We start from the raw sequence: 26,968 nt of genomic DNA on the forward strand, positions 1-26,968 counted from the left end.
ATTAACCTTGATCTAGAACATAACGACAGAGGGTATTTTTAGTTACAATATTGTTAAATTTTTTTTATAGGAACAAAAAATGTCCTCTTTATTTATTGCAGGTACGGACACGAGCGTGGGTAAAACCATTGTGACCCGTGCCTTATTACAATTACTGGAACAACATAAGATTCCAGTTGCACCTTATAAACCCATCGCCTGTGGGGCGGATGATGATACGCTTATTGAGCCAAATAGCGAGAAGTGTATTTGCGAAAATATTTGTGAAAACAATAGCGATGTTTTGATTTTACAATCAAGTTGTAAGCGAGCGTTCTCTTACAATGAGATTACTAGCTATTCCTTCAAAAGTTTTAGTATGCCAATTTTTGCAGCGTTGGATAAAGTTAGCTGTATTGATATTACAAAACTTAATAAGGATTTAGAGCGATTAGAGCGAATTTATACCAATGTGCTTGTTGAAGGTACGCATGGTTGGTTCACGCCAATTAACAAAGATTATAATTTTGCGGATTGGGTTCAATCTACCAATATGCCAGTTGTGTTAGTAGTTGGGATTAAAGAGGGCTGTGTTAATCATACACAATTAACAGTACAAGCGATTCGTCAAAACGGCGTAAATATTATTGGCTGGGTCGCAAATAGAATCAATCCAGGTTTGCGCTATTATCCTGAATTGGTGGAACTTTTAGATCAAATCATAGATGCACCTTTGTTAGGCGAGTTGCCTTATATAGGTCGTCCTGAAAAACAAGAGTTGTTTAGCTATATTCAAAATCCTCAACCGCTGTTACAATACTTCACTGAATAATCGTAAAAATTGAACATTGAATGAAGTATCAACAGAAAATTATTGATGCCTTTGATAAAAATGGCGTATTAAGCAAAAATATCAAAGGCTTTTTGCCTCGTGAGGCACAATCCCAAATGGCACAAGCGGTTGGAAAAGCCGTCACATTTGCAAATTCTGTTGTGGTCGAAGCAGGAACAGGTACAGGTAAAACCTTTGCTTATCTCGTTCCTGCTTTATTATCAAAAAAGAAAACCATTATTTCAACAGGCTCAAAAAACCTACAAGATCAGCTGTTCAACCGAGATCTGCCAACCATTCAAAAAGCCTTAAAATACAGTGGCAAGATCGCTTTGTTAAAAGGGCGAGCTAATTATTTATGCTTAGATCGTTTAGATCAACTGATCGCAATGGGGGTGGCAGGGGATCGTTCGGTATTAGCTGATTTATCCAAAGTGCGTAAATGGCAAACTGCCACCAAAACAGGGGATTTAACGGAATGTATCAGCATTGCCGAAGATAGCCAAATTTTACCGCAATTAGTCAGTACCGCTGATAATTGCTTAGGCACAGATTGCCCACAATTTAAAGAATGTTACGTGGTTAAAGCACGCCAAAAGGCAATGAATGCCGATGTAGTAGTGGTAAATCATCATCTGTTTTGTGCGGATATGGCAGTAAAAGAAACGGGGTTTGGGGAGCTTATTCCAGAGGCTCAGTTAGTGATTTTTGATGAAGCACATCAATTGCCTGATATTGCGAGCCAGTATTTTGGTAAATCGTTGACCTCTCGCCAGTTACTTGATATTTGCAAAGACACCAACATTGTCTATCGCACTGAATTGAAAGATGCCAAACAGCTTGGCACAGCCTCCGATCATCTTCAAAAAGTGATTCAAGATTTTCGATTATTGCTTGGAGGACTTTCAGTTAAAGGCAATTTACGAGAGCTATTTCAAGATCAAAAAGTGGTAGGCGGTTTAAACAAGCTCACTGAAAACATTGATTTTTTAAGTGAAGTGGTCAAAAAATCCTTAGGACGTTCTGATACCCTTGATAAAATTTATGAACGCTTGGCGGAAGTGAAAAATTTGCTCAACGCCATTTCAGATACCAGTGTGACAGGCTATTGTTACTGGTATGAAGGCAATGGGCGTTATTTTGGGTTACATATCACACCTTTAACCGTAGCGGATAAATTCGGCGAGAAATTAAATAATCAAAAAATCGGTTGGGTGTTTACTTCTGCGACCTTAGAAGTGGGTGGAAAATTTGACCATTTCTGCCAACGCTTAGGTGTTGAAAACGCCGAGCAAATGATTTTACAAAGTCCCTTTGATTACCACAATCAGTCACTACTTTGCGTGCCTCGTTACTTGCCCGCAACCAATCAAAAAAACACGCTCACCGAATTAGGCAAAATGTTGCAACCTGTGATTGAAGCCAATAACGGACGCTGTTTTTTACTTTGTACCTCTTATTTTATGATGCGTGGATTGTGCGATTTTCTACGTGAACACAGCAAGCTAAACGTGTTATTACAAGGTGAAACCAGTAAAAGTGAATTATTAAAGCAGTTTATTTCTGAGAAAGATTCAGTCCTTGTGGCAACTCAAAGTTTTTGGGAAGGCATTGATGTGCGTGGCGATGCGTTATCCTTAGTAATCATTGATAAAATCCCATTCAGCTCGCCTGATGAACCTTTGTTAAAAGCACGAATGGAAGATTGCCAGATTCAAGGAGGCAATCCATTTAATGATATTCAAATTCCTGAGGCAGTGATTACCTTAAAACAAGGCGTTGGGCGTTTAATCCGAGATGTGACAGACAAAGGCGTGATTTTAATTTGTGATTCTCGTTTGGTTAATCGTCAATACGGTGCAACTTTCTTAAAAAGTTTACCTAGATCAAAGAAAACGAGAGATCTTCAAAAAGTCGTTAATTTTTTAAAGGATAAGCGGTAGAATTTTGCACTAAATTTGCAAATTTTGATCAAAATCACACCGCTTAGGAAAAGGAATGTTACGCTCAATTATCAAATTTTTTATTTCACTTGCGATTCTTTTTGCAATGTTGCATCTCGGCGAAGCAATCAATCAGGCTATCCCGCTCGGTATTCCAAGTAGTATTTGGGGAATGATGTTGCTGTTTTGTTGCCTTGCATCAGGCATTATCAATGTTGAATGGGTTATTCCAAGTGCTAAAGTTTTAACTCGTTATATGACGCTGTTCTTCTTGCCAATTTGTGTGGGTATTATTGAGCATAAACAGTTGTTTAGTGATTATTTACACTCTTTCTTTTTGGCGATTTTTCTTAGCACTGTACTTTCTTTAATAGTGATCGCCTATTTTTCGCAATGGTTGTTAAACAAGCAGGTGAAAAGAAAACGCTATTTAAATCAACAACGTAAAAGAGAGAAATATAATGGCTAATCTTCATCTTTATTATTATGCGTGCTTAACGATTTTAGTCTTTGTATTTAGTTTAAAACTCAGCCAAAAACTAAAAATCACACTGCTTAGCCCTTTTTTAATTGGTTTAGTGCTGTTAGCTATGGTACTACTTTCAGCAAAAATTCCTTATCAGGATTATTATCAAGGCAATGAAATACTAAGTAAATTGCTCAATGTGTCTATTGTCGCGTTAGCTTATCCTTTTTATGAACAACTTTCACAAATCCGCCGTTATTGGAAAAGTATTCTGGTTATTGTGCTGTTTGCTACGCTCTTTTCAATGCTTACAGGTGCATTATTTACTTTGCTACTTGGCGGCGATAAAGCGATTTTAGCCTCTGTTTTACCAAAATCCGTCACAACCCCTATCGCGGTGGCAATTTCCCAAGAAATCAATGGTGAACCAGCCATTACAGCAGTTGGTGTCACTGTGGCAGGGTTAATTGGTTCTGGCTTTGCTTTAACTATTTTAAATTGGTGTAAAATTAAAAATCCAAAAGCGATGGGATTGGGTATTGGTGCGGTTAGCCACGCCTTAGGTACGGCTCGAACCTTAGAGGCAAGTTTAAAAATGGGAAGCTTTTCTTCTATCTCATTGGTGTTATGTGGTGTACTTTCATCCTTCCTTGCTCCCTTTATAATGAAGATTATTCTATTATTTATGGAATAAAGCATTTACAATATCACTCGAATTTAGAGTATAACAATTTAATAAACGAGAATTTATGACAAAATTATCTTCTTATGATCTTGATAAAATGACCCAAGATCGCTCAACGTGGCAAACATTTAAACGTCTTTGGCCAATGATTGTGCCTTTTAAATGGGGAATTATTGGTTCTATTTTTGCACTGATTATCAACGCTGGTGTTGATGGTTATTTAATTTCAATGTTAAAACCGTTAATTGATCAGGGATTCAGTGCTGAAAATCGTGATTTTCTCAAAACAATGGCATTTATTGTTGTTGGTTTAATTATTATGCGTGGTTTTAGTAGTTTCGGGGCTGTGTACGGCTTAGCTTGGGTAAACGGAAAACTCGTTATGACAATGCGTCAAAAAGTGTTTAAACATTTAATGTTTATGCCGGTTAGCTTCTTCGATCAAAACTCATCAGGAAAATTACTTTCTCGCATTACCTATGATTCAGAGCAAATCGCAGGCTCATCAGCTAGTGCTTTACAAACGATTGTGCGAGAAGGGGCTTATATTATGTTCCTAATCGGTACAATGTTTTATTACAGCTGGCGTTTATCATTGGTGCTTTTAATTATTGGGCCAATTATTGCTGTTTTAGCTGGTGTGATTTCTAAGCGTTTTCGTGAAGTAAGCCGTAATATGCAAAAATCAATGGGTACAATGATGGCAAGTGCAGAGCAGATGTTGCATGGGCATAAAGTCGTGCTTTCATTTGGCGGACAAAAAGTTGAAGAAGAACGTTTCAACCACACCAGTAATGATATGCGTCGTAAAGGAATGAAAATGATGGTTATTGACGCTATTTCTAATCCAGTAATTCAAATTATTGCTTCTTTGGCGTTAGGCGTAGTGCTTTATCTTGCTGGTTCACCAGAAGTAATGGGGGATGATTTAACTGCTGGAGAATTTACGGCTGTGTTAGCCTCATTACTTGCTATTATGCGACCATTAAGAACCTTAACTAATGTGAATGCACAATTCCAAAAAGGAATGGCAGCGTGTCAGACATTATTCACTTTATTTGATTTACCAACAGAGAAAGACACTGGAACGCATACCGCTAACCAAGTAAAAGGTGAAGTGTGTTTTGATGATGTGACTTTTACTTATGCAACTAAGGATGAACCTGCATTAAGCCACCTTTCATTCACTGTACCTGCAGGCAAAACCCTTGCGTTGGTTGGGCGTTCAGGCTCAGGAAAATCCACCATTGCGAATTTAATCACCCGTTTTTATGATATTGATAGTGGTAAAATTACCCTTGATGGCGTCGATATTTGCGATTACAAATTAAATAATTTAAGAGAGCAATGTGCGATTGTGTCACAACAAGTGCATTTATTTAACGATACTATTGCGAATAATATCGCTTATGCTGCGAAGGATAAATACACTCGTGAGCAGATTATTGCCGCAGCCAAAGCCGCTTATGCAATGGAATTTATTGAAAAAATGCCACAGGGCTTAGACAGTATGATTGGTGAAAATGGTGTAAGTTTATCAGGCGGACAACGTCAGCGTCTTGCAATCGCTCGTGCCTTATTACGTAATTCGCCAATTTTAGTGCTAGATGAGGCAACATCGGCATTGGATACGGAATCAGAACGTGCGATTCAATCTGCCTTAGACGAATTACAAAAAGATCGCACCGTGTTAGTGATCGCTCACCGACTGTCTACCATTGAAAAAGCCGATGAAATTTTAGTGCTAGATGAAGGAAAAATTGTAGAGCGAGGCACGCATTCTGAATTATTACAACACAATGGTGCCTATAAACAATTACACAGTTTACAATTCAGTGAGTAACGGATTGGTAAATATTGCAAAAAATTTGACCGCTTATTTTTTTATAAATCTAACCTAGATCAAATTTTTGTGATCTGTTTCACTTTTTTGCAAGACAAAAAAGCAAAATAGCTTTACTATATACAACATTATTTTTTTATTAACTTTCACTTAGAGGAAGAACAACAATGGCAAAAATTGTTAAAGTAATTGGTCGTGAAATCATCGACTCTCGTGGTAATCCAACTGTTGAAGCAGAAGTACATTTAGAAGGTGGCTTCGTAGGTTTAGCAGCGGCTCCATCTGGTGCATCAACTGGTTCTCGTGAAGCATTAGAATTACGTGATGGCGACAAAACTCGTTTCTTAGGTAAAGGTGTTTTAAAAGCAGTTGAAGCTGTAAATGGTCCTATCGCAGAAGCGGTTGTAGGTAAAGATGCATCAGCTCAAGCTGAAATCGACCAAATTATGATTGATTTAGACGGTACTGAAAACAAATCTAAATTCGGTGCAAACGCAATCTTAGCAGTTTCATTAGCAAACGCAAAAGCAGCAGCAGCGTCAAAAGGTTTACCTTTATACGCTCACATTGCTGAATTAAACGGTACAGCAGGTCAATACTCTATGCCATTACCAATGATGAACATCATCAACGGTGGTGAGCACGCAGATAACAACGTTGATATCCAAGAATTTATGATTCAACCTGTTGGTGCGAAAACATTAAAAGAAGCATTACGTATCGGTGCTGAAGTATTCCACAACTTAGCGAAAGTATTAAAATCAAAAGGTTTAAATACAGCAGTTGGCGACGAAGGTGGTTTTGCACCTAACTTAGCATCAAACGCTGACGCATTAGCTTGTATCAAAGAAGCTGTTGAAAAAGCAGGTTATGTTTTAGGTAAAGACGTTACTTTAGCGATGGACTGTGCATCATCTGAGTTCTACAACAAAGAAACTGGTATGTATGAAATGAAAGGTGAAGGTAAATCATTCACTTCACAAGAGTTCACTCACTACTTAGAAGGTTTATGTAACGAATATCCAATCGTTTCAATCGAAGACGGTCAAGATGAGTCTGACTGGGACGGTTTTGCATACCAAACTAAAGTATTAGGTGATAAAGTTCAATTAGTAGGTGACGATTTATTCGTAACTAATACTAAGATCTTAAAAGAAGGTATCGAAAAAGGTATCGCGAATTCTATCTTAATCAAATTCAACCAAATCGGTTCATTAACTGAAACTTTAGCAGCAATCAAAATGGCTAAAGACGCTGGCTTTACAGCAGTTATTTCACACCGTTCTGGTGAAACTGAAGACGCAACTATTGCTGACTTAGCAGTAGGTACAGCTGCAGGTCAAATCAAAACTGGTTCAATGAGCCGTTCTGATCGTGTTGCTAAATACAACCAATTGATCCGTATCGAAGAAGCATTAGGTGAAAAAGCACCTTTCTTAGGTTTAAAAGCGGTTAAAGGTCAAGCGTAATTATTATTAAGCTTAGATAACGAAAAGGTTGATTTCATTATAGGAATCAACCTTTTTATTTTTAGGCTGCTACAAAAATGCTAGCATATAACGTAATCTTTTATTAAACTCTGCACAATATTTTTTCTTTTAACAAAGCAAATGAACTATTATCAATTTAACCACGATCTTCTTAGCGAATCACATTTACCTCAAATTAAAGATCTTTTAACTCAATCTTCTTTTGAAAATCATAAATTATTACTCGGCTTTTCTAAGGGAAGGGGGATTACGTGGTTTTTAAAAACAGATGCACTATTTGGAATGAACAGTGTAAAACGCCATTATTATCGTGGCGGATTATTTGGAAAATTGGTAAAAGATCATTATTTTTTTACCGCTTATGAGAAAACCAGAGCAGTCCAAGAATTTAATTTATTACAAAAAATGTACCAATGGCAGTTGCCTGTACCTCGTCCTATTGCCGTAAAAATTGATAAAAAATGTTGTATTTACACCGCTGATATTTTGATTGAAAAACTCGAAAACACTCAAGATTTAAGCCAGTTTTTACAAAAAAATACGTTAAATTCACAGCAATATTTTCAGTTAGGACAGTTAATTAAAAAATTGCATCAACATCAAGTACATCACAGCGATTTGAATATCCATAATATTCTTTTTGATGAAGAAAATAATAAATTTTGGCTGATCGATTTTGATAAATGTTTTATTCAGACGGGAAATGACTGGAAAAGTAGCAATGTTGAAAGACTATTACGTTCTTTTAATAAAGAGATTGAACGTTTAAACATTCAGTTTCAGGAAGCAGATTGGCAATCTTTTTTAGAAGGTTACCAATCTTAATTTAAAATGTGACCATTTGATGATTTTCAAATTGTTGATAAAGGGCTTTTAAAGATTCGCCATTCGGTAAAATCAAATCAGGGTTTAATTCATATAACGGCACAATCACAAATTCACGGTTGTGCATATCATAATGAGGCACAATTAAGCGGTCATTTTTTATGATGTTTTTACCAAAAAGTAAAATATCTAAATCTAAGGTTCGTTCGCCCCAACGGCGTAAACGCACTCGCCCTTGTTGATTTTCAATGTCTTGCAAATAATCCAATAATTCCAGAGGCGATAAATCAGTATCAAAACTCGCAACCGCATTCACATAATCCGGTTGATCTTGTGGACCAAGCGGTTTGCTACCATAAAATGAGCTGATTTGAAAATTTGCAAAATGTTGCAAAAATTTAACCGCTTGATGCAGTTGATCAAGCGGATTATTTAAGTTCGAACCTAATGCAATATAGACTTTTGTCATTAGCTCGTACTCACAGCTGTTTTGGGTTTACGATTTTTGTAATAGCGTTTACGACGTGGTTTACGTTTTGCTTTTTCGCCATTGTGATGTGGTGTTACCGTCTTTAATTGCTCAGCTCGTTGTACTTCATTACTCAGTTGGAATTCGTGCCACCAAGCACTTAATTCCACTAAATCGCCACCTTCAATTTCTGCTCGCATTACTAATAAGTCAAAGCCTGCTCGGAATTTGATATGTTCAAGGGTTTGGTAAGGACGTTTGCCAATACGTTTCGTCATTTTAAATTGTAAATGCCAAATATCTCGAATCACAGAGGTATGACGACGGTGTAAACCAATCATTTTACAGGTTTCTGATAAAATTTCATTGGAGGCAAGCATCATTGCATCGTGAGTATTAAGTCCGCCTTCATTTTTAAGTTCGTCCATTTTTTCACGCATTGGATACCAAAGTAGAGCAGCGTATAAAAATGCGGGATTGATACGTAAATCATCTCGAATACGTTCATCTGTTGATGTGAGTGCTTTAACGATCATTCGTTCTGCATTTGAATCTCCAACTTCGGTAAAATTGCGAGCAATCGTTGGAAATAGGACATCAAAGAGATTATATTGACATAATAACTCATAGGTTTTAACGCCATAGCCTGATTGCAGTAATTTCAACGATTCATCAAATAAACGAGCTGCTGGAATATGATTTAATAAATGTGCAAGTTCATAAATTGGTTGTTGTGTTGGTTTATCGAGGAACATATCCAATTTTGCCATAAAGCGAATTGCTCTTAGCATTCTAACAGGATCTTCTTGGTAGCGAACTGTTGGATCGCCAATTAAACGCAATTTCCCTTGTTTGAGATCATCAATACCATTAAAGAAATCAAAAATCACATTATGTTTGATATCAAAATATAATGCATTGATACTGAAATCACGACGTTCGGCATCTTCGCTTAACGAACCGTAAACGTTATCTCTTAATAACATTCCTTGTTCGCTCGTTTTAGAAATTTTTTCATTAGCATTATCGTGATTGCCACGAAAGGTCGCCACTTCGTAAATTTCACGTCCATACATTATATGAGCTAAACGGAAACGGCGTCCAATTAAACGGCATTGACGTCCAAAGATACGTTTGATTTCTTCTGGGGAGGCATTTGTCGCAATATCAAAATCTTTTGGTTTCTTTCCTAATAACACATCACGAACACAGCCACCTACAAGATAAGCCTCAAACCCACTACGAGATAGTTTATTTATAATAGAAATTGCATTTTGTGAGAAATCACGACTAGAAATAGCATGTTTTCTGGCATTTATGGTGAATTCTTTGTGTAAAATATGAGAAGGCTCAACCTTATTTCTGTTTGGTTGATTTTTTTTAGCCAAAGAAACATCGTTCTGTTTTTTAACAGTTCGTTTCTTATTGATAACAGGTTGTTGTTTTTCTTTTTTTGACGCAACAGGATTATGTTGCAACTTATCCTTTTTGGAAAGGAAAGACTTAATGTAATTAAAAATAATACACCTCAAATAACATTACATAAAATAATTAAGAGGGCTAAATGCCCTCTAAAAATAGTTATTTAACGTCCAATATGTTTTTCACGAATTTCAGCAAGTGTTTTACAGTCAATACACAATTCAGCTGTTGGACGAGCTTCTAAACGACGCAAACCAATCTCTACACCACAAGCATCGCAGAACCCATAATCATCTTCACTTAATCGTTGTAAAGTCTGTTCAATTTTTTTAAGCAAACGACGTTCACGATCACGATTACGTAATTCAAGGCTGAATTCTTCTTCTTGTGTCGCACGATCTGATGGATCAGCAAAATGAGCGACTTCGTCTTGCATTTGAATTTTAGTACGTTCAGCTTCTTCCATAATTTGAGCGTGCCAAGCGGTCAAAATTTTACGAAAATGTGCAGTTTGTGCTTCATTCATATATTCCTCAGTTTTTTTAGGTTTATATGGTTGAACGCCAGCAATTGCTAATAAACTTAGTGATGAAGATGTTGATGGCTTTTCTGCCATAGTTCCACTCCTTGATATGATATATTGTTTTATAACAATGGGTTGTGTTTTTTTATACAATTTCTTTTGAAATTTATAAAGTTAAGGTCATTTTTAAGGACGTTACAAATATCAAAAAAAAAGTAATTTTGCAAATATTATTTTAAATATTGACTAAAAAAGTTTAAAAAATATAATGCCACAGAGTATTATCTATCAACTTAGGGTTTATTATGAAAACATCAAAGCGTTCTATTTTATTTCCAATATTATTTTTTATTGGGGTCAATCTGATTATTTTATTTTTAAGTCGTTTAGGATTATCTATTTGGCAAATAGAAAGAGTGAATGATGTGAGTGGGTGGTTACCATTATTACTACAAGGTACAAGAATTGATATTTCAGCATTATGCTGGCTATTTGGTCTTCCTGCTTTATTGAGCGTTTTATTGTGTCACTCAAATATAATCGGTCAAATTTGGAAAATAATTTTACGCTTATGGCTTACAATCGGTAGTACCTTTATTCTTTTTATGGAGCTTGCTACTCCTGCTTTCATTGAAACGTATGACATTCGTCCAAATCGCTTATTTATAGAATATCTACTTTACCCAAAAGAAGTTTTTACAATGTTAGCTAATGGACATTTATTTGCTGTGTTATCTAGTTCAATAATGACATTATTTGCTGTGGTCATTTATTGGAAGTTATCAGGTTGGGCAGTAAAATCTTTTATCTTCCCAAATTGGAAATGGCGTCCTGTAATGTTTATTGCGATTGCCACTACTATGTTTATTGGGGCGAGATCGAGTTTTGAACATCGAGGTATTAACCCAGCAATGGTTGCTTTTTCGAGTGACCCATTAGTTAATTCATTGGTACTAAATTCTGGCTATTCTGTGATGTTTGCAATTCAACAATTAAAAGATGAAAGTCGCTCTTCTGAGCAGTACGGAAAAATGTCTGCCGAAGATATATTTTCTACTATTAAAGCCACACAACAAAGACCCGCTTCTGATTACATCTCCAACGAGATCCCTACACTGACTTATAATGAAGCAACCTATAAAGGTAAGCTGAAAAATATTGTTATTATTTTAGAAGAAAGTTTAGGTGCTCAATTTATTGGTGCATTAGGAGGTAAGCCACTTTCGCCAGAATTTGATAAATTAGCACAAGAAGGTTGGTTATTTGAAAATATTTATGCAACAGGGACTCGCTCAGTTAGAGGAATTGAAGCCGTCATATCAGGTTTTACTCCAACACCAGCACGCTCAACAGTTAAATTAAGTAAAAGTCAGCGTAATTTCTTTACGATTGCAGAGCTATTGAAGAGAAATGGCTATGAAACTTCCTTTATATATGGTGGCGAAAAGCATTTTGATAATATGGCAAGTTTCTTCTATGGAAATGGCTTTAAAACCATTATTGATGAAAAGGATTACATCAATCCTGATTTTGTTGCGACTTGGGGCGTGAGTGATGAAGATCTTTTTAAAAAAGCTGATAGCTTATTTAAACAATGGAATAAAGAAGATAAACCGTTTTTTAGCTTGGTCTTTTCTTCTAGTAATCACGACCCATTTGAATTTCCTGATGGAAAAATTGCACTTTATGATAAAGAGAAACAAACTCGTAATAACGCAGCTAAATATGCGGACTATGCAATAGGGAAATTCTTTAAGTTAGCTAAAAATGCTGATTATTGGAAAAATACTATTTTCTTAGTAATTGCCGATCACGATTCGCGAGTTGCTGGTGCGTCATTAGTACCAATTCAACATTTTCATATTCCAGCTTTAATATTGGGTAATGGTATTGAGGTGAAAAAAGATAAAAGACTTGTTAGCCAAATTGATATGTCGCCAACATTGTTATCTTTGGCGGGAATTAGCGGGGCTTATCCAATGTTAGGCTATGACTTAACAAAAAATATCGACCCAAATCGAGCTTTTATGCAATATAACCAAACCCAAGCAATGATGAAAGGGAGTGATGTTGTTATCTTAGAACCAAAAACAGAAGCGAAAGGTTATACCTATAATAAGGAAACGCAACATTTAACAGAACAGCAATTACCTGAGAAATTAAAAAAAGAAGCATTAGCTTATGCTTTGATAGGTAGTTATCTGTATCAAAACCAATTATATAAACTACCTGAAGCAATAAATTCAAATAAAAATGAATAAGGAATATTAGATTTTATTAAAACAAAGCGGTCAAAAATTGACACAAATTTACAAAAAAGCACCGCTTTGAGTTAAATTTAATCTCTTGTTCAATTTTTTTAAACTTTTTTGCAAAAAGTGCTTGCGTAGTTTTTTAAAATCCCTATAATACGCCACACACAACGACGCACTGTTGTGAAGAAAGAAAGTTTACTAGGTGCGTCGTTGATTTTTTTGCTCTTTAACAATTTATCAGACAATCTGTGTGGGCACTTGTTGATTTGACTTATTTAAAAAATATTTTGAAATTAAAGTCTTAATAAGTGTCACTGAAAATTTATTTAATAAAAATTCTATGTCAGTTTATTGAGCGATTAAACTTTTAATTGAAGAGTTTGATCATGGCTCAGATTGAACGCTGGCGGCAGGCTTAACACATGCAAGTCGAACGGTAACAGGAAGAAAGCTTGCTTTCTTTGCTGACGAGTGGCGGACGGGTGAGTAATGCTTGGGAATCTGCCTTATGGAGGGGGATAACTACGGGAAACTGTAGCTAATACCGCGTAATATCTTCGGATTAAAGTGTGGGACCTTCGGGCCACATGCCATAAGATGAGCCCAAGTGAGATTAGGTAGTTGGTGAGGTAAAGGCTCACCAAGCTGACGATCTCTAGCTGGTTTGAGAGGATGACCAGCCACACTGGAACTGAGACACGGTCCAGACTCCTACGGGAGGCAGCAGTGGGGAATATTGCACAATGGGCGCAAGCCTGATGCAGCCATGCCGCGTGAATGAAGAAGGCTTTCGGGTTGTAAAGTTCTTTCAGCGATGAGGAAGGTGCTATATCTAATAGGTGTAGCAATTGACGTTAGTCGCAGAAGAAGCACCGGCTAACTCCGTGCCAGCAGCCGCGGTAATACGGAGGGTGCGAGCGTTAATCGGAATAACTGGGCGTAAAGGGCACGCAGGCGGTTGTCTAAGTCAGATGTGAAAGCCCCGAGCTGAACTTGGGAATTGCATTTGAGACTGGGCGACTAGAGTCCTCTAGGGAGGGGTAGAATTCCACGTGTAGCGGTGAAATGCGTAGAGATGTGGAGGAATACCGAAGGCGAAGGCAGCCCCTTGGAGAGAGACTGACGCTGAGGTGCGAAAGCGTGGGTAGCAAACAGGATTAGATACCCTGGTAGTCCACGCTGTAAACGATGTCGATTTGGGGGTTGGGCTTTAAGCTTGGCGCCCGTAGCTAACGTGATAAATCGACCGCCTGGGGAGTACGGCCGCAAGGTTAAAACTCAAATGAATTGACGGGGGCCCGCACAAGCGGTGGAGCATGTGGTTTAATTCGATGCAACGCGAAGAACCTTACCTACTCTTGACATCCATAGAAGAGCTCAGAGATGAGCTTGTGCCTTCGGGAACTATGAGACAGGTGCTGCATGGCTGTCGTCAGCTCGTGTTGTGAAATGTTGGGTTAAGTCCCGCAACGAGCGCAACCCTTATCCTTTGTTGCTAGCAGGTAATGCTGAGAACTCAAAGGAGACTGCCAGTGATAAACTGGAGGAAGGTGGGGACGACGTCAAGTCATCATGGCCCTTACGAGTAGGGCTACACACGTGCTACAATGGCGTATACAGAGGGCGGCGAACCTGCGAGGGTGAGCGAATCTCAGAAAGTACGTCTAAGTCCGGATTGGAGTCTGCAACTCGACTCCATGAAGTCGGAATCGCTAGTAATCGCGAATCAGAATGTCGCGGTGAATACGTTCCCGGGCCTTGTACACACCGCCCGTCACACCATGGGAGTGGGTTGTACCAGAAGTAGATAGCTTAACCTTCGGGAGGGCGTTTACCACGGTATGATTCATGACTGGGGTGAAGTCGTAACAAGGTAACCGTAGGGGAACCTGCGGTTGGATCACCTCCTTACCTGAATAAGCGACAGCGAGTGTTCACACAGATTGTTTGATAGAAATAAGACAAAAGACATCATTTCTGGGTCTGTAGCTCAGGTGGTTAGAGCGCACCCCTGATAAGGGTGAGGTCGGTGGTTCAAGTCCACTCAGACCCACCACTCATTGAGTGTGGTTAGAAATGATAGTGATGTGAATGGGGATATAGCTCAGCTGGGAGAGCGCCTGCCTTGCACGCAGGAGGTCAGCGGTTCGATCCCGCTTATCTCCACCAATTCATCATTGCTAAGTGAATTTATAGATAGATTATATTTGTAAGTTTGTTTATCAATGATGAAACACAAAAGTGTTTTGTTATATTTGTTCTTTAAAAAATTGGAAACAAGCTGAAAACTGAAGACTTTCAAGTTTGATGTTTGGTTTATTAACTTAAATTGATAAATTGAATATTAAATCTTTATGAAGTCTGAGTAAGAAACTAAAAAACAGTATGTTGAACAAAAGCAACATACGAACTTGAGTTGTTTAATGACAACTTTAGGTGTGAAAGCACTTGAGGTTGTATGGTTAAGTGACTAAGCGTACACGGTGGATGCCTTGGCAATCAGAGGCGATGAAGGACGTGCTAATCTGCGATAAGCTTGGAAGAGTTGATAAGAAACGTGATAATTCCAAGATTTCCGAATGGGGAAACCCAATAGGTGAAGAACCTATTATTAATAACTGAATACATAGGTTATTAAAGCGAACCGGGAGAACTGAAACATCTAAGTACCCCGAGGAAAAGAAATCAACCGAGATTCTGTGAGTAGCGGCGAGCGAAAGCGGAAGAGCCAGTTAGTTTTAGCAGTAGTATTAAGAGAAGAAGTTGGGAAACTTCGCGACACAGGGTGATAGCCCCGTATCTGAAAATACAATTGTGGAACTAAGCTAACGATAAGTAGGGCGGGACACGTGATATCCTGTTTGAAGATGGGGGGACCATCCTCCAAGGCTAAATACTCCTGATTGACCGATAGTGAACTAGTACTGTGAAGGAAAGGTAAAAAGAACCCCTGCGAGGGGAGTGAAATAGAACCTGAAACCGTGTACGTACAAGCAGTAGGAGCAACTTTGTGTTGTGACTGCGTACCTTTTGTATAATGGGTCAGCGACTTATATTTTGTAGCAAGGTTAACCGAATAGGGGAGCCGTAGGGAAACCGAGTCTTAACTGGGCGTTTAGTTGCAAGGTATAGACCCGAAACCCGGTGATCTAGCCATGGGCAGGTTGAAGGTTGGGTAACACTAACTGGAGGACCGAACCGACTAATGTTGAAAAATTAGCGGATGACCTGTGGCTGGGGGTGAAAGGCCAATCAAACCGGGAGATAGCTGGTTCTCCCCGAAATCTATTTAGGTAGAGCCTTGAGCGGACACCTTTGGGGGTAGAGCACTGTTTCGGCTAGGGGGCCATCCCGGCTTACCAACCCGATGCAAACTACGAATACCAAAGAGTGATACTCAGGAGACACACGGCGGGTGCTAACGTTCGTCGTGAAGAGGGAAACAACCCAGACCGCCAGCTAAGGTCCCAAAGTCTATATTAAGTGGGAAACGAAGTGGGAAGGCTTAGACAGCTAGGATGTTGGCTTAGAAGCAGCCACCATTTAAAGAAAGCGTAATAGCTCACTAGTCGAGTCGGCCTGCGCGGAAGATGTAACGGGGCTCAAATATAGCACCGAAGCTGCGGCATCAGAATTTATTCTGTTGGGTAGGGGAGCGTTCTGTAAGCGGATGAAGGTGAATCGAGAGGTTTGCTGGACGTATCAGAAGTGCGAATGCTGACATAAGTAACGATAAAACGAGTGAAAAACTCGTTCGCCGGAAGATCAAGGTTTCCTGTCCAACGTTAATCGGGGCAGGGTGAGTCGACCCCTAAGGCAAGGCTGAAAAGCGTAGTCGATGGGAAACAGGTTAATATTCCTGTACTTGTAATAACTGCGATGTGGGGACGGAGAAGGTTAGGTTATCAGGGTATTGGATTGCCCTGTTTAAGCCGGTAGGTGGGAATTTTAGGCAAATCCGGAATTCTATTAAACACCGAGAAGTGATGACGAGACGCTAAGGCGTTGAAGTAACTGATACCACGCTTCCAGGAAAAGCCACTAAGCTTCAGGTTATTATAAATCGTACTGTAAACCGACACAGGTGATCAGGTAGAGAATACTCAGGCGCTTGAGAGAACTCGGGTGAAGGAACTAGGCAAAATAGCACCGTAACTTCGGGAGAAGGTGCGCCGGCGTAGATTGTAGCCCTTTACGGGTGAAGGTTGAACCGGTCGAAGATACCAGCTGGCTGCAACTGTTTATTAAAAACATAGCACTCTGCAAACACGAAAGTGGACGTATAGGGTGTGATGCCTGCCCGGTGCTGGAAGGTTAATTGATGGTGTAATCGAAAGAGAAGCTCCTGATCGAAGCCCCAGTAAACGGCGGCCGTAACTATAACGGTCCTAAGGTAGCGAAATTCCTTGTCGGGTAAGTTCCGACCTGCACGAATGGCATAATGATGGCCAGGCTGTCTCCACCCGAGACTCAGTGAAATTGAAATCGCCGTGAAGATGCGGTGTACCCGCGGCTAGACGGAAAGACCCCGTGAACCTTTACTATAGCTTGACACTGAACCTTGAATTTTAATGTGTAGGATAGGTGGGAGACTTAGAAGTAGCAACGCCAGTTGTTATGGAGTCGTCCTTGAAATACCACCCTTTAACGTTTGATGTTCTAACGAAGATTACGAAACGTGGTCTCGGACAGTGTCTGGTGGGTAGTTTGACTGGGGCGGTCTCCTCCCAAAGAGTAACGGAGGAGTACGAAGGTTTGCTAATCACGGTCGGACATCGTGAGGTTAGTACAATGGTATAAGCAAGCTTGACTGCGAGACGGACATGTCGAGCAGGTACGAAAGTAGGTCATAGTGATCCGGTGGTTCTGAATGGAAGGGCCATCGCTCAACGGATAAAAGGTACTCCGGGGATAACAGGCTGATACCGCCCAAGAGTTCATATCGACGGCGGTGTTTGGCACCTCGATGTCGGCTCATCACATCCTGGGGCTGAAGTAGGTCCCAAGGGTATGGCTGTTCGCCATTTAAAGTGGTACGCGAGCTGGGTTTAGAACGTCGTGAGACAGTTCGGTCCCTATCTGCCGTGGGCGTTGGAGAATTGAAAGGGGCTGCTCCTAGTACGAGAGGACCGGAGTGGACGCATCACTGGTGTTCCAGTTGTCTCGCCAGAGGCATTGCTGGGTAGCTACATGCGGAAAAGATAAGTGCTGAAAGCATCTAAGCACGAAACTTGCCTTGAGATGAGTTCTCCCTGACTATAAGTCAGTAAGGGTTGTTTGAGACTAAGACGTAGATAGGCAGGGTGTGTAAGCATAGTGATATGTTGAGCTAACCTGTACTAATTGCCCGAGAGGCTTAACCATACAACGCTCAAGTGTTTTTGGAAAGACGAATAAAGAAAGTAGAAGTAGAAGCTTGTTTTTAATTAAAGAATAAAGAAAATTAGAGAAGAATATTGAAAGATTTTCCTGATGGCCATAGTGCAACGGAACCACCTGACTCCATACCGAACTCAGAAGTGAAAAGTTGTAACGCCGATGGTAGTGTGGGGTTTCCCCATGTGAGAGTAGGACACCATCAGGGTTTTAATTTAGAGAGAGCCGTAACTAGAGATAGTTACGGCTTTTTTGCGTTTAGGGGAAAGTAAAGTATATAAAGAGTAAAATACATTACATCCGAATTATATTTAAAGTAGGCTCTATTCACAATAAGAATGATGTTTTGTAAGCATTGATTAGTATTTTTTACTTAATTGATTGTTACAAGAGTTGTATTTATACTTTTGTTTATCTTTAAATTTTCCATTTTTCTTCAGGTTTTTACTTCTGCATTTTTTGCCTTTATGCCTATTTTTCATATTGTTTTATTTGTATAAGATTCTAAACGGATTTTTAGCATTGCTTTTATCTTTCATATCGTAAAATTTTTTCAAAGAAAGGTGAATAAAGGTTTGCTTTTAAGGTATTATTTTATTGAGAAAATAAAATAGAACACATCAATAAATCTGCAACGAAAATGCCCAAAAATGTTGATGCATATCCTGATGTATATAAATATGAAAGACCAACTAACTTAGTATCAGCCAAGGAATAAATAGTAGGCTTACTTTTATAAGTATTTCAATTCAGATATTTTTAGATTTGGTAAAAATCGGATGTATTACATAAAGTTAAACTTTAGCTATAGGCGATTTTTATTTAAAGATGAATGTTATCTATAAAGGTCAAAATTTATTTAAATAATTGCTATATAGACAAAATTGATAATTATTTGATCCTTTAAATTTAATTATTTTTCCTTTTATGGATTAATTTGAATTTTTTTGATAAAAAATCTTACGTATACCTATTAAAAATAAGTTAAGCGGGGGATATTTTAATTTATAAGAAATTGTTATTGAAAGATTTGTGATACACGTCACAAGATGTTGTTGAAAAATACTTGAATAATAACTTTACATAGTAGTACACTTATTAACAGGCAGTGATTGAGAATCGAAATAGATTCATTTAATACTATATTTAATGACTTGAATAGGTGTAATTATGACTTATAAGGTTTCAATTATAGGAGCTGGAAATGCAGGATTAACGGCTGCTTATCATTTCTCTATATTGGGAACCTCTGTTTGTTTATATGGTGCTAAGGATTTTGAACAACCATTAAGTGATATAGAAAATAAAGGGGGAATTGAAGCATTAGCCAAGTTTAATCAAGTTTCATTAAATTTCTCTGGTTTTACTAAAATAGCCTCTATCTCCAGAGATCTAAAATATGCCGTCGAATTTTCTGAACTACTCATTTTGCCTGTCCCTTCATTTGCTCAAGAACTGCTCTTTATTGAAATGCTCCCTTATTTAACAGATGGTCAAGTTATAATGTTAATGCCGGGTAATTATGGCTCATTAGTATTAAATAAAATAAAAAATGAAATGGGGTATCAAGATTTAGATCTTCTTTTTGTTGATGCTATTTCTATTCCTTGGGCGACGAGAATTGTAGGACCTGCGCAATTAGCAATTTTAGGTATGAAAGAATTTTTGCCTTTATCTGCGTTGCCAGCAAGTCGAACACAGGAAGCAATTGAGCGTTTAACTCCTATTTTTCCTTTAAAATTAACTGCATTACAAAATGTCATTTGTGCAGGATTGGAAAATATAAATTTTGGAGGACATCCGTTATTAACGACATTGAATATGGGATTGTTAGAAAACTTTGAGGGTAAATTTAATTATTATCAAGATTGTTGTTCAGTCGCTACCGCTAACGCAGCGGCTGTTATGGAAGATGAACGACAAGCAATTGGTCGAGGATTGGGAGTAAGATTATCTTCTGAACTTGATATGATGAATGCACTATATAATATGGATTGTAAAACAGTGTATGAGGTTAACCGAACTTCAACTACACATGGAAAATTAAATAGTGCACCACGCTCTTCATTTGATCGTTATATCACTGAGGATGCAGCCTATTTATTGGTACCTTGCTATGAGTTTGCTCAATTACTAGGAATAGAAGTACCTATCATCACATCTTGTTTACATATAGATAATGCTTATAATAATACTAACTATTTCAAAACAGGGAGGACGCTAGACAAAATGGGATTGGCTCAGTTATCAGTTGAACAAATCATGGCTCTTATTTCTTAATTATTAAATCTTAAGGTAAATAAAATGAAAAAACTTAAATTTCCTTCTACTTATACTATTTTGATGTTATTAACTGTCTTAATGGCAGCTTTAACATGGATATTACCCGCTGGTCAGTACGACATGGTCAAAAATGAAGTACTTGATAAAATGGTACCTGTTGTTGGTTCATACCATGTCGTTGATTCAAATCCACAAGGCATTATTGATGTTTTAATGGCACCAATTCAAGGATTCTATGATCCTAATACTTATGAAGCAAGAGGTATTGATATTGCTTTATTTGTACTTGTTATTGGTGGCTACCTTGCTGTTGTTACACGCACAGGTGCTGTTGATGCAGGAATTGCAGGCACAATGAAAAAGCTAGATGGTCGTGAAAAATGGATGATTCCAATTTTAATGGGACTTTTCGCTTTAGGTGGTACTATCTACGGTATGGCTGAAGAAACAATTCCTTTCTATACATTGCTCATTCCTATTATGATCTCTGCTGGCTATGATAGTGTAGTTGGTGTCGCAGTCATTCTAATTGGGGCTGGTATTGGCTGTTTAGGCTCAACAATCAATCCTTTTGCAACAGTTATTGCATCAAATGCAGCAGGCGTAAACTTCATGAATGGTATTGGCTTACGTACAGCAATTTTAGTTATTGGTTGGTTAATCTGTACCTCATACGTAATGCGTTATGCAGCCAAAGTAAAACGTTCTCCGGGACTTTCAGTTGTTGCTAGCCAAAAAGAATCAAATGAAGAATACTTCCTTCATGGAAAAGCCAACAGTGATGTACCTGATTTAACAACAACGAGAAAAATTGTATTAGTTATCTTCGCACTTACTTTTGGCGTTATGATTTGGGGAGTATCATCACAAGGCTGGTGGATGGCTGAAATGTCAGCATTGTTCTTAGGATCAAGCGTTGTTGTTGGTATTGTTGGCCGACTTTCAGAGAAAGACTTAACGGATAGTTTTATTGATGGTGCAAGAGATTTATTGGGCGTAGCCTTTATTATTGTGATTGCACGTGGTTTAGTGGTGGTAATGAATGATGGAAATATAATCCATACTATTTTAAATTATGCTGAATCTTTATTAGCTGGCTTACCTGAAATACCATTTATCAATGCTATTTACTGGGTTGAATCAGTATTATGTTTAGTGGTTCCATCTTCTTCTGGCTTAGCAGTACTTTCTATGCCTGTGTTAGCACCTTTAGCAGATTTTGCTGGCGTGAGTAGAGAACTAGTGGTAACTGCATTCCAATCAGCATCAGGTTTACCTAACTTAGTGACACCAACATCAGGGGTTGTAATGGGGGGACTTGCAATTGGTCGTGTTTCTTATGTTGCATGGTTAAGATTCATTGGTCCATTGCTAGCTGTTCTTGCTGTTATGAGTATGATCTTATTAAGTGTTGGCGTTGCAATGGCTTAATTATTTTATAAATAAAACAAATGAATTGCTAGAATTAGATTTTTTAGAAAAATTACGTCTTATTTTTAATGGTCAAAATATTATTTTGACCATTATTTTTTACTTGTTAAATAAATAAAATTTCTTTATAATTTCATCTAATTATGTTGCTTTATAAAGAAACAACGTAAGTCTATGAGGGCATTTTTGGTACCTCGCAACGATGTTTAGTTTACTTGGTCAGGTTCGGAAGAAAGCAGCCAGAATTAGATTATTGTGTGCCGAGGAGTTGCTGGGAATGCCCTCACCCTTTTTATCTCATCTATAAGTAGCTCAATGACTTCTATTAAACCAACTAGCAAACCAAACTCACTTAAATTTAGAGCAAAAATAAATTCAAAATTTAGTTTAAAATCTAAAACGAGTAAGCGAAAACCTCTTCCTTCTTTTGATGATACGGTCATTGTCTTATTTAATAAACCTTATGATGTTCTCACGCAATTTAGCGATGATTTAGGTCGTCAAACATTAAAGGATTTTATTGATATTCCTAATGTTTATCCTGTAGGGCGTTTAGATCGGAATAGTGAAGGTCTGTTATTATTAACTAATAATGGTCAGATTCAGCATCGTTTGGCGAATCCTACATTTGAAAAATCAAAAACTTATTGGGTACAGGTTGAAGGTGTGCCATCACAAGAAGATTTAGCTAAATTGGAACAAGGCGTTATTTTAAAAGATGGCTTAACAAAACCAGCAAAAGTAAAACTTATTGGTGAGCCTGATTTTAATTGGCAATCTGCGCCGAAAATTCGTGAGAGAAAATCTATTCCTACAAGTTGGATAGAATTAACTATTACTGAAGGGAGAAATCGTCAGGTTAGACGAATGACTGCAAATATTGGTTTTCCTACATTACGTTTAATTCGTGTTGGATTGGGTGATTTTTCTATTACCGCCTTAGAAAGTGGTGAATATCGTATTTTAGATAGTATTCACAAACGTGAGCTATTTAAGCAGTTAAAGTTACAATAGAACGATATTAGCTATATCTGGTATTTGAGCTTGTTGGCTGTCTTTTAAGGAAAGCTATAATACTTTGATATCTTTAAATACATTACGTTAATAACTTAAGATAATATTAAACAGACAGTGAAAATGGTAATAATCAAAAACTCCCACATACCAACTTGTTTAATATTTAAATTTTTTGTTGGTAGAATAATGGAGCGGATTAAACCACACAGATAAGCAAATGCAATCAAATAATAGTTAAAGAACAAATAACTTAGCATTAGTAGAATATGTATGCCGATATTTAGCTTTTTATATAATGGATTTCTACGTTCTCGAGCAACGCTTTTTACATAGAAAGTGGTAGCAATAAAGAAGAGAGTGGGATGAATTAAAATCGCTATATTATACTGTTGTGTTATTAGATAATACCCGGCCATTCCCACAATCCCAAAAATCAAATAACCACTTATATCGTTAATTAAATTTCTTTCATCTTTTTGTTTTGTATAGTAAATTTGAATGATGACAAGCGGTATCATTGGAATGAAAAATTGTAAAATTGTTGGTTGTTTGAAAAGAATGGGTAATGCAAAAATAGAACTTATCACAGCATAAATGATTGCCCATTTTTTATTTCTAGCGGTTATTCTTTTATTGAATAGTGAAAGAAATGGATAAGAAAAAAGATAAAGAAATAGCCACGATAAAACAAAAAATAGGTCGATAACATAAAAACCACGAAGGCTGATAGCATAGATAAGTGGCACAAATGCCATGACTAATGCACCATATTGATTGGATATAACAGGTTTATCTTTTATCATATATTTATTACATAATAAAAAGGCCGACAAACGCCAGCCTTAGAGTGAAAAATTAGAATAATTTTTGAGCCACAGAGAAGAGTTTTTCATTGAATGGACGTTTCATTGTATTGATCGCTTCAATGATGTCGTGATGAACTAATTCTTCTTTTTGGATACCTACACAGCGTCCTGCGTGTCCTTGAAGTAATAATTCAACGGCATAAACTCCCATACGAGAAGCTAAAATGCGGTCAAACGCACAAGGTGAACCACCACGTTGAATATGACCTAAAATAGTTGCACGCGTTTCATTACCTAATCTTTCTTCGATTTCTTTTGCAAGATCATATACATTACATTTATGTTCTGTGATTGCAATGATTGCGTGACGTTTACCATTGTTTAGATCTTGTTCAATGTTTTTGATAAGATCTTCTTTATTAAATTCTTTTTCAGCCGTAACGATATAATCACAACCACCAGCGATAGCGGCGTTAATTGTTAAATCTCCACAGTAACGTCCCATAATTTCAACTAATGAAATACGACGGTGTGAAGTAGATGTATCGCGTAAATAGTCAATCGCAGTTAATACTGTTTCTAATGCAGTTTGATAACCGATACAGTAGTCTGTACCTGCGATATCGTTATCAATTGTTCCTGGTAAACCGATACAAGGATAACCAAATTCTTCAGTGATTAGTTTAGCTCCCATATAAGAACCGTCCCCACCGATAACGATTAACGCATCAATACCGTGTTTTTCTAAGGTTTTCACAGCTTGTTTACGGATTTCTGGATCTTTAAACTCTGGAAAACGTGCTGAGCCTAAGAATGTACCACCACGATTTAAGGTGTCACAGACAGAATTACGTTCAAGTCTGATGACTTGATCGTGATATAAGCCATAGTATCCGTCTTGAATACCATAAACTTCTAAGCCTTCGCTTAATCCTGCACGCACGATCCCACGAATTGCAGCATTCATACCCGGTGCATCACCACCACTTGTTAAAATTGCAATTTTTTTAATCATAAAATATTCCTCAAAATAAAAATTAAATCTGTTAAAAATGAAAACGGCGTAAAGATTACCCTATTCATTTCATTGATTCTAGAAAAAATTATCAAAAGTCATCAACTTTTTGATCTAGTAAGGGGTTTCAATAGGTAATTGTGCTTTTTGCCACGCTTCAAAGCCACCAATTACATTATAAACTTTCTCAAATCCTTGCATTACCAACGTCTGTGCTACTTTTTGACTGCTAATTCCGTGGTAACAAATAACCATAATTTCATCATCAAAATCGTGATTGGCCAAAAAATCAGGATAGCTTTGTTGAGTTAAATGGAATGCTGTTTTCGGATGACTATAATTGTAATGAGCGTAGTCTCGAATATCTACAATGACAGATTTTTTATCAGCGTCATTATTGGCATTGCTACTTTGTATTTTTTCCCAAGCAAGCAAAGGGGTAATATTTAAAAAGGTGTCCATACATTGGTAATTTATTGAGTCAGGGGATATTCTAACGTAAAAACAACTGAACAGAAAGGTAAAATATTTATCATATAATGTTGAAATTATAGCTAGAACAATTATAATTGAGAATTGTTATCACAAATATTATTAACCCTTTATTTTGAGGAATTTATGGAATCTTTATTTCAGTTTTTACATTACAACAGCGATTATATTATTTTAGGTCTTTTAGTTCTAATGAGTATTATTTTAGTTTGGAAAGTGATTGAACGCAGTTTATTTTATAAAAAAGTGAATATCAATGATTATGCGACGATTGAAGAGCTTGAAATTGATTTAACCCACAATCTTACAACCATTTCAACAATTGGTTCAAATGCACCTTATGTCGGGTTATTAGGAACAGTTGTTGGGATTTTATTAACGTTCTACCATCTTGGAAGTGCTGGTGGAGATTTAGACGCAGGTTCAATTATGGTAAGCTTATCCCTTGCGTTAAAAGCAACTGCATTGGGTATTTTAGTTGCGATTCCGTCAATGATGTTTTACAACGGTTTTGGACGTAAGGTAGAAGAAAACAAATTGAAATGGTTAGCTGAACAGAAAAAAGTAGTAAAATAAGCGGTCATTTTTTTATAAAAATTTACAAATTTTAGGATCAAAATGAAAAAGTTTGATGAAATAAATATTATTCCTTTTATTGATATTATGTTGGTGTTACTTGCGATTGTGTTAGTAACTGCTTCATTTATTTCTCAGGGAAAAATACAAGTTAATGTCCCTCAGGCGAGTACTACAACAACCTTTAAGGCCGATGAATTAGCGAAATTACTGACTATCAATGATAAAAATGAATTTTATTTTAATGATAAGTTGATAGTGAAAGAAGATTTAGAAAAAGAAGTCATGACATGGGATAAAACTCAAAAAGTAACTCTTAAAGTTGATTCAGCTGTGACTTTTGATAAATTTGTTGAGTTGACAGATCTGCTTGCTAAAAATGAAATTAAGAATGTCGCCATTGTAACGAAAAAAGAGCAACAGTGATGAAAAATAATTCTCGAATTGGTTTAGTTTTATCACTTTTTATTCATGGTGCTGTTTTTGCAGCAGTGGGATTTGCAATAAAAAATGCAGAACCAATCAATTATGTTGAAGAGCAGACGACCAGTATCTCAATGGAAATGATGACGGCTCGTCTAGAACAACAACAGGTAGCGGTTAAAACGGAAGAGGTTCAACCAGAGCCAGAGGAAGTTGTTCAAACAGTTGAACCGAAAGAGGTTGTTGCGATTCCAAAAAAAGTTGACCCAGTTAAAAAGAAAGAAATCAAAAAAGAAAAGCCAAAAGAAGAACCGAAGAAAAAGCCTAAACCTAAGAAAAAACCGAAAAAGCATAAACCGAAAAAAAATAAGAGTGAGCTAGTTAAAGCGAAAGAAGTCGGTAAGAAAGCAAGAAAAGGGGCATTTGAAAAGGCTAAGTTTACGCAAGGTCAACAAGATCAAGCAGGTAAAAATGAAGGTAATAAAGACGGTCATTCAATGCAGTCAGGCAAGGTTTCATCAGGGGTAGTAAATGCTTATAAAGCACGTTTACAACGCGCATTACAACGTCAGGCAAATCGAAGCTATCCAACACGAGAAAAGCGAATGTATAAACAGGGGGAGGTTGTGATTGCTTTCACTGTGAATTCGTCAGGCGAGTTAGTTAATGTGCGAGTGGTGAAATCATCAGGTAATAATAATTTTGATAAAGCAGCGGTTAAAGCGGCGAATAGAACCAAAATGGATTCATCACCACCAAATGGTCGCTTAGATATCACTGCTGTGACAATCAAATTTTCATTACAGCAATAGCTTGC

The 26,968-nt window shown here is 37.4% G+C and carries 20 protein-coding genes, 2 tRNA genes, 3 rRNA genes and 1 other RNA gene; 20 read left to right on the top strand and 6 right to left on the bottom strand.

The window, feature by feature from the left end; translation table 11 throughout:
- The first annotated feature begins 79 nt into the window (after positions 1–79).
- From bioD to DYE60_RS00150, 7 genes are all read left to right on the top strand, one after another.
- A complete protein-coding gene (gene bioD / locus DYE60_RS00120; protein ID WP_115314525.1) occupies positions 80–811 on the top strand; it encodes a dethiobiotin synthase in 732 nt (243 codons plus the stop codon).
- Between the two features lie 20 nt (positions 812–831).
- Positions 832–2,754 (top strand): DNA repair helicase YoaA, encoded by a 1,923-nt coding sequence (gene yoaA / locus DYE60_RS00125; protein ID WP_115314527.1) that lies wholly within the window; start codon positions 832–834, stop codon positions 2,752–2,754.
- A gap of 55 nt (positions 2,755–2,809) precedes the next feature.
- Positions 2,810–3,223 (top strand): CidA/LrgA family protein, encoded by a 414-nt coding sequence (locus DYE60_RS00130; RefSeq protein ID WP_115314529.1) that lies wholly within the window; start codon positions 2,810–2,812, stop codon positions 3,221–3,223.
- Positions 3,216–3,914 carry an LrgB family protein gene (locus tag DYE60_RS00135; protein WP_115314531.1) on the top strand — a complete coding sequence of 233 codons (699 nt, stop codon included), beginning with the start codon at positions 3,216–3,218 and terminating at the stop codon, positions 3,912–3,914. The genes DYE60_RS00130 and DYE60_RS00135 overlap by 8 nt, the downstream gene beginning before the upstream one ends.
- 88 nt (positions 3,915–4,002) lie before the next feature.
- Positions 4,003–5,748: a lipid A ABC transporter ATP-binding protein/permease MsbA gene (gene msbA / locus DYE60_RS00140; protein ID WP_424450102.1), complete on the top strand. Its 1,746-nt coding sequence runs from the start codon at positions 4,003–4,005 to the stop codon at positions 5,746–5,748.
- A gap of 167 nt (positions 5,749–5,915) precedes the next feature.
- Positions 5,916–7,217: a phosphopyruvate hydratase gene (eno, locus tag DYE60_RS00145; protein WP_115314535.1), complete on the top strand. Its 1,302-nt coding sequence runs from the start codon at positions 5,916–5,918 to the stop codon at positions 7,215–7,217.
- A gap of 141 nt (positions 7,218–7,358) precedes the next feature.
- Positions 7,359–8,063: a 3-deoxy-D-manno-octulosonic acid kinase gene (locus DYE60_RS00150; RefSeq protein ID WP_115314538.1), complete on the top strand. Its 705-nt coding sequence runs from the start codon at positions 7,359–7,361 to the stop codon at positions 8,061–8,063.
- Between the two features lies 1 nt (position 8,064).
- On the opposite strand, the gene folK is transcribed toward DYE60_RS00150, so the two are convergent.
- The 3 genes from folK to dksA form a co-directional block, all read right to left on the bottom strand.
- Positions 8,065–8,532, bottom strand: coding sequence for a 2-amino-4-hydroxy-6-hydroxymethyldihydropteridine diphosphokinase (gene folK, locus DYE60_RS00155; RefSeq protein WP_115314540.1), 468 nt, complete (start codon positions 8,530–8,532; stop codon positions 8,065–8,067).
- Positions 8,532–10,010 carry a polynucleotide adenylyltransferase PcnB gene (pcnB, locus tag DYE60_RS00160; protein WP_424450093.1) on the bottom strand — a complete coding sequence of 493 codons (1,479 nt, stop codon included), beginning with the start codon at positions 10,008–10,010 and terminating at the stop codon, positions 8,532–8,534. The genes folK and pcnB overlap by 1 nt, the downstream gene beginning before the upstream one ends.
- 107 nt (positions 10,011–10,117) lie before the next feature.
- Entirely contained in the window at positions 10,118–10,570 is a 453-nt protein-coding gene (gene dksA, locus DYE60_RS00165; protein ID WP_115314542.1) for an RNA polymerase-binding protein DksA, read from the bottom strand.
- 212 nt (positions 10,571–10,782) lie between these two features.
- Between dksA and DYE60_RS00170 the strand changes: the two genes are divergently transcribed.
- The 10 genes from DYE60_RS00170 to DYE60_RS00215 all read left to right on the top strand — a co-directional run bounded on the left by DYE60_RS00170 (position 10,783) and on the right by DYE60_RS00215 (position 22,836).
- A complete protein-coding gene (locus DYE60_RS00170; protein WP_115314544.1) occupies positions 10,783–12,738 on the top strand; it encodes an LTA synthase family protein in 1,956 nt (651 codons plus the stop codon).
- Positions 12,739–13,100: 362 nt separating this feature from the next.
- Positions 13,101–14,643 (top strand): 16S ribosomal RNA (locus tag DYE60_RS00175).
- 68 nt (positions 14,644–14,711) lie between these two features.
- A tRNA-Ile gene (locus DYE60_RS00180) sits at positions 14,712–14,788 on the top strand.
- A 37-nt stretch (positions 14,789–14,825) separates the two neighbouring features.
- A tRNA-Ala gene (locus DYE60_RS00185) sits at positions 14,826–14,901 on the top strand.
- Positions 14,902–15,192: 291 nt separating this feature from the next.
- A 23S ribosomal RNA gene (locus DYE60_RS00190) occupies positions 15,193–18,096 on the top strand.
- Between the two features lie 104 nt (positions 18,097–18,200).
- A 5S ribosomal RNA gene (rrf, locus tag DYE60_RS00195) occupies positions 18,201–18,316 on the top strand.
- The 16S, 23S and 5S rRNA genes sit together here with 2 tRNA genes alongside, the layout of an rRNA operon.
- Before the next feature lie 962 nt (positions 18,317–19,278).
- Positions 19,279–20,388: an NAD/NADP octopine/nopaline dehydrogenase family protein gene (locus DYE60_RS00200; RefSeq protein ID WP_115314546.1), complete on the top strand. Its 1,110-nt coding sequence runs from the start codon at positions 19,279–19,281 to the stop codon at positions 20,386–20,388.
- 24 nt (positions 20,389–20,412) lie between these two features.
- Positions 20,413–21,822 carry a YfcC family protein gene (locus DYE60_RS00205; RefSeq protein WP_115314548.1) on the top strand — a complete coding sequence of 470 codons (1,410 nt, stop codon included), beginning with the start codon at positions 20,413–20,415 and terminating at the stop codon, positions 21,820–21,822.
- Between the two features lie 183 nt (positions 21,823–22,005).
- An RNA gene (gene ffs, locus DYE60_RS00210) (signal recognition particle sRNA small type) lies at positions 22,006–22,103 on the top strand.
- A gap of 34 nt (positions 22,104–22,137) precedes the next feature.
- Complete coding sequence (locus tag DYE60_RS00215; RefSeq protein WP_115314550.1) at positions 22,138–22,836, top strand: pseudouridine synthase; 699 nt, start codon at positions 22,138–22,140, stop codon at positions 22,834–22,836.
- A 95-nt stretch (positions 22,837–22,931) separates the two neighbouring features.
- On the opposite strand, the gene DYE60_RS00220 is transcribed toward DYE60_RS00215, so the two are convergent.
- The 3 genes from DYE60_RS00220 to glpE all read right to left on the bottom strand — a co-directional run bounded on the left by DYE60_RS00220 (position 22,932) and on the right by glpE (position 25,122).
- A complete protein-coding gene (locus DYE60_RS00220; RefSeq protein ID WP_115314553.1) occupies positions 22,932–23,642 on the bottom strand; it encodes a YwiC-like family protein in 711 nt (236 codons plus the stop codon).
- Between the two features lie 52 nt (positions 23,643–23,694).
- Entirely contained in the window at positions 23,695–24,660 is a 966-nt protein-coding gene (gene pfkA / locus DYE60_RS00225) for a 6-phosphofructokinase (RefSeq protein WP_115314555.1), read from the bottom strand.
- Between the two features lie 114 nt (positions 24,661–24,774).
- The gene (glpE, locus tag DYE60_RS00230) at positions 24,775–25,122 is read right to left on the bottom strand and encodes a thiosulfate sulfurtransferase GlpE (protein WP_115314557.1); all 348 of its coding nucleotides are present in this window, start codon (positions 25,120–25,122) and stop codon (positions 24,775–24,777) included.
- A 156-nt stretch (positions 25,123–25,278) separates the two neighbouring features.
- Here glpE and exbB point away from each other — a divergent pair, with 156 nt between their 5' ends.
- Genes exbB through DYE60_RS00245 form a run of 3 tightly spaced genes read left to right on the top strand, consistent with a single transcriptional unit; the run spans position 25,279 to position 26,963 of the window.
- On the top strand, positions 25,279–25,728 hold the full coding sequence (gene exbB / locus DYE60_RS00235; protein ID WP_115314559.1) for a TonB-system energizer ExbB: 450 nt from the start codon (positions 25,279–25,281) through the stop codon (positions 25,726–25,728).
- 42 nt (positions 25,729–25,770) lie between these two features.
- The gene (exbD, locus tag DYE60_RS00240) at positions 25,771–26,154 is read left to right on the top strand and encodes a TonB system transport protein ExbD (protein ID WP_115314562.1); all 384 of its coding nucleotides are present in this window, start codon (positions 25,771–25,773) and stop codon (positions 26,152–26,154) included.
- Positions 26,154–26,963, top strand: a complete 810-nt coding sequence (locus DYE60_RS00245; RefSeq protein ID WP_245942664.1) for an energy transducer TonB — start codon at positions 26,154–26,156, stop codon at positions 26,961–26,963. The genes exbD and DYE60_RS00245 overlap by 1 nt, the downstream gene beginning before the upstream one ends.
- Positions 26,964–26,968: the final 5 nt, after the last annotated feature.

The organism is Phocoenobacter uteri (genome assembly GCF_900454895.1).
GTDB classification, from domain to species: Bacteria; Pseudomonadota; Gammaproteobacteria; order Enterobacterales; family Pasteurellaceae; genus Phocoenobacter; species Phocoenobacter uteri.